At 66.2% G+C, this 13,905-nt stretch carries 12 protein-coding genes; 3 read left to right on the top strand and 9 right to left on the bottom strand.

Going from position 1 to position 13,905, the window contains the following annotated elements:
* Positions 1-10: 10 nt before the first annotated feature.
* The 5 genes from flgE to C8E02_RS14490 form a co-directional block, all read right to left on the bottom strand.
* Positions 11-1,321 (bottom strand): flagellar hook protein FlgE, encoded by a 1,311-nt coding sequence (flgE, locus tag C8E02_RS14510; protein WP_047967017.1) that lies wholly within the window; start codon positions 1,319-1,321, stop codon positions 11-13.
* Positions 1,322-1,353: 32 nt separating this feature from the next.
* On the bottom strand, positions 1,354-2,025 hold the full coding sequence (locus tag C8E02_RS14505) for a flagellar hook assembly protein FlgD (protein WP_047967018.1): 672 nt from the start codon (positions 2,023-2,025) through the stop codon (positions 1,354-1,356).
* 16 nt (positions 2,026-2,041) lie between these two features.
* Positions 2,042-2,452 (bottom strand): flagellar basal body rod protein FlgC, encoded by a 411-nt coding sequence (flgC, locus tag C8E02_RS14500; RefSeq protein WP_047967019.1) that lies wholly within the window; start codon positions 2,450-2,452, stop codon positions 2,042-2,044.
* A 2-nt stretch (positions 2,453-2,454) separates the two neighbouring features.
* The gene (flgB, locus tag C8E02_RS14495) at positions 2,455-2,865 is read right to left on the bottom strand and encodes a flagellar basal body rod protein FlgB (RefSeq protein WP_047967020.1); all 411 of its coding nucleotides are present in this window, start codon (positions 2,863-2,865) and stop codon (positions 2,455-2,457) included.
* Between the two features lie 385 nt (positions 2,866-3,250).
* Positions 3,251-3,670 (bottom strand): OsmC family protein, encoded by a 420-nt coding sequence (locus tag C8E02_RS14490; RefSeq protein ID WP_120811852.1) that lies wholly within the window; start codon positions 3,668-3,670, stop codon positions 3,251-3,253.
* A 104-nt stretch (positions 3,671-3,774) separates the two neighbouring features.
* On the opposite strand from C8E02_RS14490, the gene tsaD reads away from it, so the two are divergent.
* Complete coding sequence (gene tsaD, locus C8E02_RS14485) at positions 3,775-4,800, top strand: tRNA (adenosine(37)-N6)-threonylcarbamoyltransferase complex transferase subunit TsaD (protein ID WP_120811849.1); 1,026 nt, start codon at positions 3,775-3,777, stop codon at positions 4,798-4,800.
* Between the two features lie 46 nt (positions 4,801-4,846).
* The gene (locus tag C8E02_RS14480) at positions 4,847-6,748 is read left to right on the top strand and encodes an ATP-binding cassette domain-containing protein (RefSeq protein ID WP_120811846.1); all 1,902 of its coding nucleotides are present in this window, start codon (positions 4,847-4,849) and stop codon (positions 6,746-6,748) included.
* Between the two features lie 82 nt (positions 6,749-6,830).
* Here C8E02_RS14480 and C8E02_RS14475 read toward each other — a convergent pair whose 3' ends face one another.
* The 4 genes from C8E02_RS14475 to C8E02_RS14460 form a co-directional block, all read right to left on the bottom strand.
* Positions 6,831-8,765 (bottom strand): B12-binding domain-containing radical SAM protein, encoded by a 1,935-nt coding sequence (locus C8E02_RS14475; RefSeq protein ID WP_120811843.1) that lies wholly within the window; start codon positions 8,763-8,765, stop codon positions 6,831-6,833.
* A 113-nt stretch (positions 8,766-8,878) separates the two neighbouring features.
* Positions 8,879-11,275, bottom strand: coding sequence for a S8 family serine peptidase (locus C8E02_RS14470; RefSeq protein ID WP_120811841.1), 2,397 nt, complete (start codon positions 11,273-11,275; stop codon positions 8,879-8,881).
* Between the two features lie 528 nt (positions 11,276-11,803).
* The gene (locus tag C8E02_RS14465) at positions 11,804-12,133 is read right to left on the bottom strand and encodes a hypothetical protein (protein ID WP_120811838.1); all 330 of its coding nucleotides are present in this window, start codon (positions 12,131-12,133) and stop codon (positions 11,804-11,806) included.
* Between the two features lie 237 nt (positions 12,134-12,370).
* A complete protein-coding gene (locus C8E02_RS14460; protein ID WP_120811835.1) occupies positions 12,371-13,066 on the bottom strand; it encodes a pirin family protein in 696 nt (231 codons plus the stop codon).
* A 402-nt stretch (positions 13,067-13,468) separates the two neighbouring features.
* On the opposite strand from C8E02_RS14460, the gene C8E02_RS14455 reads away from it, so the two are divergent.
* Positions 13,469-13,795 carry a hypothetical protein gene (locus tag C8E02_RS14455; RefSeq protein ID WP_120811832.1) on the top strand — a complete coding sequence of 109 codons (327 nt, stop codon included), beginning with the start codon at positions 13,469-13,471 and terminating at the stop codon, positions 13,793-13,795.
* Positions 13,796-13,905 lie beyond the last annotated feature (110 nt).

Here is a 13,905-nt window from a genome sequence, read left to right as displayed (position 1 = left end):
TCAACCCGCATTAACGCAGGTTGAGCAGGGTCTGCATGATGGTGTCTTGGGTCTTGATGGTCTGCGCGTTGGCCTGGTAGTAGCGCTGCGCAATGATCATGTTCACCAGTTCGGCGGTGGTATCGACGTTGGACTCCTCCAGCGCCGACGGCTTGATGTAGCCCATGCCGCCAGAGTTGGGGTCGGCCATGCTGCGGGCGCCGGCATCGCTGCTATACAGCCAGCGGTTGTTGCCATTTGGCACCAGACCCTGGATGTTGGAGAAGTTGTACAAGGTGATCTGGCCGATCGGCTCGGTCACGCCGTTGGTGTAGTTGGCGTAGATCACACCGGCGGAGTCGGCGCCGATACCGGTGAACTTGCCGGCCGGATAGCCGCCGGCCACTTGGCGGGAGACGCTGTAATCGCCGCTGTACTGGGTGCTGTTGGTGAAGTCGATATCGAATGCAGGGTGGGCACTGGCGGCACTGGTATCGGCGGCAATGGTGATGATGTTGTCCGACCACGCGGTCAGCTGACCGGACTGGTCAAACTTGACCTGGGTCGGCGCGCCCGCTACCAGGGTGCCGTCTACCGAGTGGTACACGTCCCAGTTGTTCACGTCCAGCGTCGACGGCGGCACGGTGGCCGGCACCACCGGGTCGGTGGTCGAGGCGCGGCGGGCAAAGTACACCGACACGGTATGCACGTTGCCGTAGTTGTCGTAGAACTTGGCACCGCTGGTATAGGAATAGGTGGACGCGTCCAGCGGGTCAAACGGTTTGACCGCCGGGTCGATCACCGCGCCGCCGCCGTTCAGGTTAAAGCTCCAGTCGATGCCGCGCTCGCCGGGAGCACCGGTCGCCTTGGCGATGCCGCTGTTGATGGTGGACACCTGCAGCGGCTGTTCGGCACCGGTTTTCACGCCGTTGACCATCTGGTAGCCGTTCAGGTAGTAGCCGTTGTTGACGATGTAGCCTTCCTTGTCCAGCTTGAACTCGCCGTTGCGGGAAAACGCCTCGATGCCGCCGTTGCCGGTGTTTTCGCTGGTCAACCGGTAAAAGCCGTTACCGGAAATCGCCATGTCCAGCGGATTGTTGGTGGTGGTGATGTTGCCCTGCTGGAACTGCTGCGACACCGCCAGTACCTGCACCCCGACGCCGGCCTGGGTATTGGTACCCGCCTGGGTCGAGGCCGAGGCCAGAGAACGGGCGTACAGATCGCCAAACTCGACGCGCGAGCCCTTGAAACCGATGGTGCTGCCGTTGGCAATATTGTTGCCGATCACGTCCAACTGCTTGGACGCTGCGCTCAGACCACTCAAACCTTGCTGGAAACCCATGTTCTATCCCCCGAATGCTTAACCGGAATGTCTTAGATAAGTTGCGTCACGTCGCTCATCGACATCCGCTTGCCGTTTTCCAGCACCAATGAAGAAACGCCCTTGTCGATCGCCACACTGCTGATCTTGACCGGATTCAGGATCTTGGCATCCACCGCCACAGTCCCGTTCACCGCCTTGATCGAGATCGAATACTGGCCGTCCGGCTGCTGCACACCGGCCGCGTTCTTGCCGTCCCAGCCGACCGTCAGCTGGCCGGCTGTCTGCGCGCCAAGCTTGATCTCGCTGACCACCACGCCGGCGGCGTTCTTGATGGTGACCACCGCGTCGCTGGCCGACTGCGGGAAATCCACCACCGCCTTGGCCGCGCCGCCATTAAGGCTGACTTCGTTGCCGGGGATCAGCGCGTAGCGGCCGATCATCAGCGTCGCCAGCAGCGACTGGCTGGCGGACTGGTTGTCCGACAGCGCCTTGATCGAGGCGTTGACGCTTTCCAGGCCGCTGACGGTGCTGATCTGCGCCATCTGGCTGGTCATTTGCGCGTTGTCCATCGGGTTCGACGGATCCTGGGTTTTCAGCTGCGTGGTCAGCAGCTTCAGGAAGCGGTTCTGGATGTCTTCGGCGTTACTGGCCGCCTTGTTGCTGGCGACGTTGAACGACTCATAGTCGATGCCGGTGGCGGTGGCGCTGTTTACGGTTGCCATGCGAGACCTCTAACGGTTACTGGCCAAGCTGCAAGGTTTTTTGCAGCAGGGTCTTTGCGGTATTCATTACTTCGACACTGGTCTGGTAGGAGCGCGAAGCGGAAATCATGTCGGCCATTTCTTCCACCGGGTTGACGTTGGGCATCTTGATGTAGCCACGCTCGTCGGCCAGCGGATGGCCCGGTTCGTACTTGAGGCGGAACGGCGAGGTGTCCTCGACGATCGAGGTCACCCGCACACCGGCTACCTGCGGCATGTCGGCCGTCACCGGCGTGGCGGTGAACACCGCGTGACGGCCGCGGAACGGCTCGCCGGTGGAACTGGTGGCGCTCTCCGCGTTGGCGATATTGCTGGCCACCAGGTTCAGGCGCATCGACTGCGCCGTCAGCGCCGAGCCGGCAATATTGAAGACATTAGACAGCGACATGGTTATTGCCCACCCTTGATTGCGTCCATCAGCCCGCTGATTCTCCGGTTGAGGAAGGTCAGCGTGGACTGGTATTTCATCGCGTTGTCAGTAAACGCGGCGCGCTCGACATCCATATCGACGGTGTTGCCGTCGAGGCTGGGCTGTACCGCACTGCGATACTGCAGGCCGCCGTCATCGACGCTGGCGTGGCCCTGGGCTGCCAGGTGGCGCTCGTTGCTGGTCGCCAGCGCCAAGCCGCTTTGCGATGCGCGTAGCTGGCCTTGCAGTGCCTTGCCGAAATCGAAATCCACCGCCTTGTAGCCTGGCGTATCCGCGTTGGCGATATTGCTGGCAATCACTTCCACCTTCTTGGCACGCAGGCCAAGCGATTGCTGGAAGAAGTTGAGGTGGTCGGAAATCTTGTCGAGCATGATCGGTCGTCCGTTAAGTTGGCATCCTTAAAGCATGAACTGTGCCAATCAAAAAACAGCCGCCCAGCGCTCAAGTTCCGGCCACGACGGCCGAAAACTCCCGCCCAATGGCGCATCCGCCGCCGGCAAGGCGGCAAGATTTGCCGCCGCGCGCCGGAAACGGCAACGCCACCGGCAAGGGTGGCGTTTGGCATGGCGATTGCGGCCAAGGTTGGCCGCAAGATTTGGCTTAGAGCGTGTTCACGATATCGCGAGTTAGAGCGAGACAAGGCGAAAACGGCGGAGGAAGCGGCGTTGATCTGGATATAAACCCGCATGGAGAAGCCGTTTTCAACGCGGTATCGCCACCCTTGAGATCAAGCCACAGCAGATCGTGAACAGGCTCTCAGTCGTCACTGCGGATCTCGAAATCGTGGGTAATGTCGGCGGTCTTGCCGAGCATGATCGAGGCCGAGCAGTACTTCTCCGCCGACAGCTTGATGGCGCGCTCCACCACGTCCGCCTTCAGCTCACGGCCCACCACCACGAAGTGGAAGTGAATCTTGGTGAACACCTTCGGGTCGCTGTCGGCACGCTCGGCGTCCATCTCCACCCAGCAGTCGCGCACGTCCTGGCGCGACTTCTTCAGGATGTTCAGCACGTCGTAGCTGGTGCAGCCGGCGGTACCCAGCAGCAGCAGTTCCATCGGCCGCGGGCCGAGGTTGCGGCCGCCGCCTTCCGGGGCGCCGTCCATCACCACCGCATGGCCGCTGCCGGTTTCGCCCATGAAACACACGCCATCCACCCACTTCAGTCTTGCTTTCATCTTGCTTCCCCTTGGATTCAGACCGCAAGCGTATCACTGCCGATTTGGGCGAACAAAGAATCACCGGTAAAATGGAAAGATTGTTTAGTTTTGAAGCCACTCACATGCTCGTATTGGGAATTGAATCGTCTTGCGACGAAACCGGCGTCGCGCTGTACGACACCGAACGCGGCCTGATTGCCGACCAGCTGCACTCGCAGATGGCGATGCACGCCGAATACGGCGGCGTGGTGCCGGAGCTGGCCAGCCGCGACCACATCCGCCGCGTCACGCCGCTGACCCGTGCCTGTCTCGCCGAAGCCGGCAAGACGCTGCAGGACATCGACGCCATCGCCTACACCGAAGGCCCCGGCCTCGGCGGCGCACTGCTGGTCGGCGCCAGCTTCGCCAATGCGCTGGCGGTGGGACTGAACATCCCGGTGATCAGCGTGCACCACCTCGAAGGCCACCTGCTGTCGCCGCTACTGGCCGACCCGCGGCCGGCATTCCCCTTCCTCGCGCTGCTGGTCTCCGGCGGCCACACCCAGATCATGGCCGTGCGCGGCGTCGGCGATTACCAGATCCTCGGCGAAACGCTGGACGACGCCGCCGGCGAGGCCTTCGACAAGACCGCCAAGCTGCTCGGCCTGCCCTATCCCGGCGGCCCGCTGCTGTCGAAACTGGCGGAAGAAGGCGACCCGGAACGCTTCACCCTGCCGCGCCCGATGCTGCACAGCGACAACCTGGACATGAGCTTCTCCGGCCTGAAAACCGCGGTGCTGATGCTGAAGAAGCAGGTCGAGGCCGAATACGGCAGTATCGACGAGCAGGCGCGCAAGGACATCTGCCGCGCCTTCCAGGAGGCCATCGTCGACGTGCTGGTCAGCAAGTGCGTGAAGGCGCTGAAACAGCACGGCCTGCAGCGCATCGTGGTCGCCGGCGGTGTCGGTGCCAACAAGCAGCTGCGCGCGGCGCTGGATGCCGCCGCCGCCAAACGCCGCTTCGGCGTGTTCTACCCGCCGCTGAAGCTGTGCACCGACAACGGCGCGATGATCGCCTTCGCCGGCGCCATGCGCCTGCAGTACGCGCGCACCGCCGGCAGCTTTACCGTGAAGCCGCGCTGGGATCTGTCCACCCTGCCCAAGGCCTGACCCTTACCCGCCGGCCGCCACGCGGCGGCCGCCCTACCGAATCGCTATGATCCAGCTAAAAAACCTGTCCCTGCGCCGTGGCCTGAAAGAACTGCTTGTTGCGGCCAACCTCACCATCAACCCCGGCAACAAGGTCGGCATGACCGGTGCCAACGGCGCCGGCAAGTCCAGCGTCTTCGCGCTGCTGAAGGGCGAACTGCACGCCGAAAGCGGCGAAGTGCTGCTGCCGCCGCACTGGACCATGGCGCACGTGGCGCAGGAAACCCCGGCGCTGCCGCAATCGGCACTCGATTTCGTGCTCGACGGCGATGCCGAGCTGCGCCGCCTGCAGCAAGGGTTGGCCGCCGCCGAAGCCAGTGCCGACGGTAACGCCATCGGCAGCCTGCACGCCGAGCTGGACCGCATCGACGGCTATTCCGCCGCCGCCCGCGCCGGCAAGCTGCTGGCCGGCCTCGGCTTCCCCGTCGAACACCAGAGCCGCGCGGTGTCCACCTTCTCCGGCGGCTGGCGCATGCGCCTGAACCTGGCGCAGGCGCTGATGTGCCGCTCCGACCTGCTGCTGCTGGACGAACCGACCAACCACCTGGACCTGGAAACGGTGCTGTGGCTGGAAGACTGGCTGAAGGCCTACGAAGGCACGCTGATCGTGATCTCGCACGACCGCGACTTCCTCGACAGCGTGGTGACGCACATCGTCGACGTGTCGCAGCAGAAGCTCACCCTCTACACCGGCAACTACAGCCAGTTCGAGGTGATGCGCGCGGAAAAGCTGGCCCAGCAGCAGGGCAACTACGAGAAACAGCAGCGCCAGGTCGCGCACCTGGAATCGTTCATCACCCGCTTCAAGGCCAAGGCCAGCAAGGCACGCCAGGCGCAGAGCCGCATCAAGGCGCTGGAGAAACTGGAACGCATCGCGCCGGCGCACGTCGATTCGCCGTTCGACTTCCACTTCGACACCCCGGACAACCTGCCCAACCCGCTGCTGAAGCTGGAACGCGCCGATGTCGGCTACGGCGACACCCCCATCCTGCGCCAGCTGTCGCTGTCGGTGGAATCCGGTAGCCGCATCGGCCTGCTCGGTGTCAACGGCGCCGGCAAGTCGACGCTGGTGAAGCTGCTGGCCGGCGAGCTGCAGCCGCTGGCCGGCGAGGTGATCGGCGCCAAGATGCTGCGCATCGGCTACTTCACCCAGCACCAGCTCGATACCTTGCGTTCCGACGAATCGCCGCTGTGGCACATGCAGAAGCTGGCGCCGCAGGCGCGCGAGCTGGAGTTGCGCAGCTTCCTTGGCGGCTTCAACTTCCGCGGCGACACCGTCAACGCGCTGGTCGGGCCGATGTCCGGCGGCGAAAAGGCGCGCCTGGCGCTGGCACTGCTGGTGTGGCAGAAGCCCAACCTGCTGCTGCTAGACGAACCGACCAACCACCTCGACCTCGACATGCGTCACGCGCTGATGCTGGCGCTGCAGGACTTCGGCGGCGCGCTGATCGTGGTGTCGCACGACCGCTCGCTGCTGGAATCCACCACCGACGCTTTCTGGCTGGTGGCCGGCGGCAAGGTGCAGCCGTTTGACGGCGATCTGGAAGACTACCGCCAGTGGCGGCTGCAGCAGCAGGCCGACAACGGCAAGGCGCCGGGCAGCGCCGCCAGCGACGGCGTCAACCGCAAGGAACAGAAGCGGCTGGAGGCCGATGCCCGCAACAAGCTGGCGGCGCAACGCAAGCCGCTGCAGACCAAGCAGAACAAGCTGGACAAGGACATGGCCACGCTTAACGTCGAAAAGGCCGAGCTGGACGCCTTCCTGCTGCTGGAAGAAGCCTACCAGGAGCACAACAAGGCACGGCTGGCCGCCGCGCTGAAGCGACAGGGCGAACTCTCCGCCCAGCTGGAGGAAATGGAAATGGCGTGGCTGGAACTGCAGGAAGCGATGGAGGCACTGGAGGGCTGAGCAAGCACCCGCCAGAGCCGCCCCCAACAGCACTGCGGCCAACCTTGGTGACAAGGTTGGCCGCAGTGTTTTCCGCTCGGTGTCAGCGCTGGCTGAACAGCGCCTTGCTGATGAAATGGCGCGACACCCGCGTGCGCGGCACCTTGCTGTCGAACCACTCGCGCACGTCCGCCTCCAGCCCGATGCCGTGCATGTAGTTGTACAGCGCCTTGTTCAGCGCACGGCCCATCGCGTCGTGATCGGTGCCGGTCGGGTCGATGAAGCCGATGTCGTTCTTGGCAAAGGTCACCTCCGGCAACGGGATCAGCTTGACGCCGTACTCCTCCGGGTTCTGCCCCACCGGCGAGTGCACGGTACAGGCAAAGCGGTGGAAGAAGCCGCTCTGGATGCAGCCGTTCTCGAACAGCTGGCGCACGTACTCCAGCGCGTCCACGGTGTCCTGCACCGTCTGCGTCGGGAAGCCGTACATCAGGTAGGCGTGCACCAGCACGCCGGCCTCGGTAAAGCCCTGCGTCACCCGCGCCACCTGGTCGACCGATACGCCCTTCTTCATCAGCTTCAGCAGGCGGTCGGAGGCCACCTCCAGCCCGCCGGAGATGGCGATGCAGCCGGATTCGGCCAGCAGCTGGCACAGCTCGGGGGTGAACGATTTCTCGAAGCGGATATTGCCCCACCACGAGATGCTGACATTGCGGCGCAACAGCTCCTCGGCCAGCGCGCGCAGCATCTTCGGCGGCGCCGCCTCGTCCACGAAGTGGAAACCGGTCTGGCCGGTCTCGGCGATGATGGCCTCGATGCGGTCGACCAGCGTGGCGGCGGACGCCGTCTCGTAGCGCGAGATGTAGTCCAGCGTCACGTCGCAGAAGCTGCACTTCTTCCAGTAGCAGCCGTGCGCCACGGTCAGCTTGTTCCAGCGGCCGTCGCTCCACAGCCGGTGCATCGGGTTGAGCATGTCCAGGAGCGACAGGTAACGATCGATCGGCAGCCCGTCCCAGGTCGGCGCGCCGACGTCCTCGAAGGCGATGTCGCCTTCCATCATGTTGACGTAGCGCACTACTCCATTGCCATCCAGATCGCCGTCGCGCACGAAGGTGCGCACCAGCCGGCTGACGCCACGCTGCCCCTGCAGGTGCTCCAGCAGCGCGAGGATGGGCTTCTCGCCGTCGTCCAGCGTCACGAAGTCGAAGTAGTCGAACACGCGCGGCTCGCGCAGTTCGCGCAGCTCGGTGTTGACGAAGCCGCCACCCAGCGCGGTCTTGATATGCGGCCAACGTTGCTTGATGGTCTGCGCGATGCGGAACGCGGCGTACACCGAGCCGGGGAACGGCACCGACAGCAGCACGAGGTCAGGCTGGTGCTTGTCGATGGCGGCAATCGTCAGCGCCTGCAGCGTGTCGTCCACCAGCGTCGGCGGTGCCGCCAGCGCAGCGGCCAGCGGTTCGAAGGTGGGCTGGCTCATCGCCAGCGATTCGGCGTAGCGCACGAACTCGAAGCGCTCGTCCACCGCGTCGCGCAGCACGTCGGACAAATCATTCAGGTACAGCGTGGCCAGATGCCGCGCCCTGTCCTGCGCCCCCAGCGCGCCGAACGCCCACGCCAGCGGATCGCCGCCGTCCGGATCATCCGGGTCGACATAGTTGTCCAGCGCGGCAAAACGCGCGCCCTCAGGCAAAAAGCCGCGGCTGCAGATGCGATGGCTGACGGTGGAATCGCCGCCCTGCAAAAAGCGGATCACCGGGCCGATTGTGGCGAGATAGCGTTCGAAAAACTCGACGAAATGGCGTACCTGATGACTGCGCTTTTTCGGCGCGATGGCGTCGATGCGCTCGCGCACCGCCTTCAGGCCGGCCACCGAGAACAGCTGCAACACCAGCGCCAGCGCCAGGTCCTCCTGCACCGCATCGATCTGGCGCGAGCGCAGAAAGCCGGTGATGTAGGCGGTGGACGGGTAAGGCGTGTTCAGCTGCGTCATCGGCGGGATGATGGACAGCACGCGGGGTGAAGCATTGTGGGGCATGGCAAGGTTCCGGCTGCAAAACAAGGCGGGCAGCGCAGGGCTGCCCGTGATGCGGGGGATTTTCTCATGAAACGGCAAGCGTGGGCAGCATTGCGGCAGTGCACTGCCCGCCGCTAGCGCACGACCAGACCCACGCTCTGGCTGTGGCTCAGGCTGCCGCTGCTGCCGGTCACCTGCAGCTGATAGCTGCCGACCGGTGTCGTCTTGCCGGTCTTGACGGTCAGCGTGGACGAGCCGGCGCCGGCCACCGGATTGGGGCTGAAGCCGAAGGTGGCGCCGGACGGCAGGTTGGAGACGCCGAGCGTGACGGCACCGCTAAAGCCGTTCAGCGGGCTGATGGTGGCGGTATAACTGGTGCGGCCGCCGCGCTTCACCGTGCGGCTGTTTGGTGACACCACCAGCGCAAAGTCGGCGTTGGGCGCCGTCACCACCAGCGTGGCCGTGCTGCTGCGGCTCAGTCCGCCACCGATGCCGCTGATCAGCAGCGGGTAACTGCCGGCCACGGTATTGCTGCTGGTGGTCACGCTGAGGGTGGCAGAACCGCTACCACCGCTAAGCGGATCGGGGCTGAAGCTGCCGCTGGCACCAAGCGGCAAGCCGCTGACGCCGAGATCGACACTGCTGCCGAAACCGCCCGTGGCGGTGACGGTGGTGGTGTAGCTGGTGCCGCCGCCGCTGACCACGCTGCGGCTGGCCGGGGTGGTGCTCAGCGCAAAGTCGGGGCTGACCACCGCGGCGGCCAGCGGGCCGCGCGACAGGTCGAGCGCGAAGCTGCCGCCCCTGCCGTTATTGACACTGTCCTGGGCGCCCCATACCTCGATACGGTAAGTGCCAGCCACGGTCGGCATCGCATGCAGCGTTTCCTGGCGGCCGAGCGCCACCAGCGGCGTACGCGGCGCGGCGCAGTCCATGCCCTCGCCCATGCAGCCGCTGGCCGACAGCTGCGTGCCATCCGGCGCCAGCAACCGGGCATCGAGATCCGGATCCCACTGGTAGGCAAAGCAGGAGCCGCCAAACTGCAGCACACACAGCGGCTGGCCGACGATGGTCACCGTGGCCGCCAGCGGCTGGCCCAGGTCGCCGTCGGCGAGGCTGAAGCTGTGGCTCCACAGCTGGTTGCTGCCGACACTGGCATCCAGATGCACGGCGGTGGGCATCGCGGTGCGGACGCTGGCGGCGGCATTCTGTGCGCGGGCGACAAAGGCGTAGCCGTCGAGCAGACCGGCGCCCCACTCATTGTCCTTGCCGCTGGCGCCGCGATCCTGCGCGCTGCCCTCCAGCAGGCTGCGCACCTGCGCCGGATTGCCCTTCAGTGCCGGATTGGCCTCCAACGCCAGTGCCACGGTGCCGGCAACAAACGGCGTCGCCATCGAGGTGCCGCTATAAACCACGTAGTCGCCGGTGCTGCCGGACTTGGCCGCGGCAATGCGGTGCCCCGGGGCGCAGACATCGGGCTTGATATAGCTGGTGCTGGCGTTCACCGTGATCGGCCCGCGACTGGAAAACGCCGTCAGGTACACACCGTCGGAATGGTTGGCCGCAGCCGGCACTGCCGACCACTCGGCACAGGCGCCGACGGTGATCGCCCCCACCGCCGCGCCGGGCGAGCCGACGGTGCCGGGCTCGTCGCCGTCATTGCCGGCGGCCACCACCAATACCTTGCCCGCCGCCACCGCGGCATCCACCGCCTGGCTCATCGCGTCCTTGCCGTCGGCCGGCGGCAACGCGGCCAGGCTCATGGAAATGACGTGCACCCCGGCCTGGGCGGCACACCACTGGATGCCGGCGACCACATTGCTTTCCGCCCCGCTGCCCTGCGCGTCGAGCACCTTGGCGGCGTACAGCGCGGCACCGCTGGCCACGCCCTGCAACGCGGCAGCCGAGGCGCCGCCGCTACCATCGCCGGCGGCGATGGCGGCGACATGGGTACCGTGGCCGTTATCGTCGTAGGGCACGCTGCGGCCGGCGACATAGTCGATGAAGGCCGCCACCTTGCCGTTGTCCAGCTGCTCGTGCAGCGGATCGACGCCGGTATCGACGATACAGATGCCGACATTGCGCCCGCTCAGGCCGCTGGCCGCCAAGCCACGCGCGGCCTCGATGCCGAAGTCGGCGCGCGCGGCGTCGAGCTGGGTGCGCACCGTGGCGTCTTCCTCGATGCGCAGCAGGCCCGGCGCGTGCAACAGCCCGCGGATCTGCGCCGCGCTGAGGCGGCCGGCAAAACCGGGGATCAGCTTGAATTCATGACGCGGCACGAAGTTGCCCAGCGTCTGGCGTGCGGCGGCCGCCTGTGCCGGCTGCCGGAAGGTGACCACCACGTCGAAGCGCGCGTCCGGCGCCGCCGTGGCCAGCTGCTGCTGCAGGCTGTCGCCGAGACCGTTGCCGTCGCGGTCCGCCAGTACCGCCGGCGGCGCCAGCAGCGGTGCCGCCGCGGTCGGCGCAAGCTTGGCCGCAGTGGCGAAGCACGGAAACAGCAAGGCCAGACAGCAAAGCAGGATCGAACGATGCATGGCATCCACCTTCGCGCCGGATCGCAGCCAGACCGCAACGGCCGCCGCTCACCACGCCCAGTACCCGGCCACGCCACGGCCAGCACCGCCACCCGCGCACTGCGGTGGCGCGCCGGTGCGGCGGCCGGTTTTATTGCAACGGCGCGGCCGGTTGCCGCGCGCCAGGTCGACCTTTCCGGCGACAACGCGGCCGGAAACGTCACCTCACCGTTATAGAAGGCCGCCGGCGAAAAACCCACAACCGCCACCGGCCGGCAACGAGAACACGATGCGGAAGATCATGGCGCCGCATAGCGACGGCAGCAGCGGCAAGCGCGCGAGGTGATTGGGCAGGGGTACGCGCCGCGGTGGTGAGCGAGATGCAAGTGACAGCCGCCGCCACAGGCCGCCACGCAGGAGTAAAGGTGAGGATCAGACAAGGCACGGCGACAGCCACCGCGGCGGCGGCCCGGCATACCGCTCAGCGACGACGGTGGGCTGGCGCTGGGGCTGTCACGCCAGCTCTCAGCGGCAAGCGGGCGGCGAGTATCACGCCGCGCCGTCGTCGTCACCGCGCCGGAAGCGCCGCAGCAAGACCTGCCACTGCGCGTCGCTGCCGCCTTCCGGCTGCTTCAGCCGCAGCAACTGCAGGTGCAGCAGCAGGTTTTCCAGCACCAGCCGCGCGGTGGACAGCAGGTAGATCAGCTGGCATTCCTCCGCCGAGGCGCTGGCCTGCAGTTGCTGATCGCGCTGCAGCAGGTCACTCAGTACCAGTCGCCGCAACTGGTCTTCATCCATCGGCAGGTCGGCAAAATCCAGCGGATCGCCCTGCTCCACTTCCTGCAGCAGCTGCAGCATTTCTTCCAGCCCCAGCTTCATGGCTCGTCCTCCCGGATCCCTGACTTTGAGTGTAGCCAGTAAACACCGGCGCGGTGGCACGGGGCGACGGGCGGCCATGGCTGACGCCCCATGCCGTGCAGACAGCCGCGGCCGGTGCGTCAGCAGACCTTGCGGCCAACCTTGGCCAGCACACAAGCCGGCGCGTGGCGCGACGGCAAGACCTTGCGCCCCGCCCGGCTGGTCGCGCGGACAGCGGCGGGCGGCGACAGCGCCGGCTCAGGCCAGATCGAACAGCAGCGCCTGCAGCGGTTCGCTGCCGTTGTTGCGCAGGGTGTAGGCCGGCAACTGGCTGACCCTGGCGCCATCGCCCGGCGCCAGTTGCACATCCGCCAGCTGCAGACTGCCGCGGATCAGGTGCACATAGCTGCGGCGGCCGCTGGCCTGCGCGAAATCCAGCGCCTCGCCCGGCGCCAGCAGCAGCTGGTACAGGCGTGCGTCCTGGCGGATGGCGAGGCTGCCGGCGGCAGCGTCCGGCGAGGCCACCAGCGTCAGCCCCGACTGCAGGCCGAAGTCCTTCTGCTGGTAGCCCGGTTCGCCGCCCGCCTCGCGCGGCTCGATCCAGATCTGCAGGAAGTGCAGCGACGCGTCGTTGCTGGCATTGAACTCGCTGTGCATGATGCCGCGGCCGGCACTCATCACCTGGAATTCGCCGGCGCGCAGCACCGCCTCGTTGCCGGCGGAATCGCGGTGGCGGATGGCGCCGTCGAGCACGTAGCTGATGATTTCCATGTCGCGGTGGCCGTGGGTATCGAAGCCGGCGCGCGGCGCGACGCGGTCGTCGTTGATCACGCGCAGATCGGAAAAGCCCATGTGCGCCGGATCGTAGTAGTGGCCGAAGGAAAAGCTGTGGCGGCTCTGCAGCCAGCCAAAATCGGCCTTGCCGCGGGCGTGGGCGGGACGGATAGCAATCATGTTCTGGCTCCTTGGATGTACGCTGACTGGCGGTTGCCAATCCCGATGCCGGCACTGTAGCGCCCGCGCCACGCGCACCATAGCGGAAAAAACCGACGGCCCGTTCAGGAAAACCGAACAAGGCCCAGGCCGGTGCCCTCCAGGGAACAGGGCCAGCCGGTGGCACGCAACCAGGGCGAAACCGCGACAACGGCCACGCCGCAGCGGCCGCCTCCGCTTTCAAGCGATCGACGAGCGCAGCCGACCATGGCCGCCGCCGTCACCCCGTCTGCCCCCCGTCACGGCGACGCCATAGACCAGCCGGGCCACCGGCGCGGGGCGTCCCAATTCGCGATCCAGCGGCTATAAAGCACTACGGGGTGCGGCATCGAGGCGCCCGAAACCAATGCGGAGGCAGAGACCATGGGTGACAAGATCAACGAACTGGTTGCCAGCTGGTGCAGCGGCACCGCCAGTGCCTACAGCTGCGACCTGCGCAGCTCCTCGGTGCGCAATGTGTCCGGCCCGGTGCCGGCAGCACTGGTGCGCGAGCTGGAAGCGCTGGCCCACCTGCGACAGCGCGACCCGGCGTGCATGGTCGGCGATCTGCTCGCCGCCGCCATCAGCGACGCGCTGGCCGCACTGCCGGACACGGTGCGCGCCCAGCTGAAGGAAGATCGCATCGCCACCGCCCGTGCCGAAGCGGAAGAACAGCGCGAAGTGCTGAGCTGGCACGTGGGCGGCACCTAGCCGCTGGTGGTCGCCGGCCGGCAGCTGGTGAGCGCTTGGCCGCAGGCACACCGCTGCGGCTAAACTCGACACCGGCGACTGCGCTTGCCATCGGCGCCAGGGCGCGCCAG

It is taken from the genome of Vogesella indigofera (assembly GCF_003633895.1).
Taxonomy (GTDB): Bacteria; Pseudomonadota; Gammaproteobacteria; order Burkholderiales; family Chromobacteriaceae; genus Vogesella; species Vogesella indigofera.
This window is presented reverse-complemented; position numbering and strand designations above follow the sequence as displayed.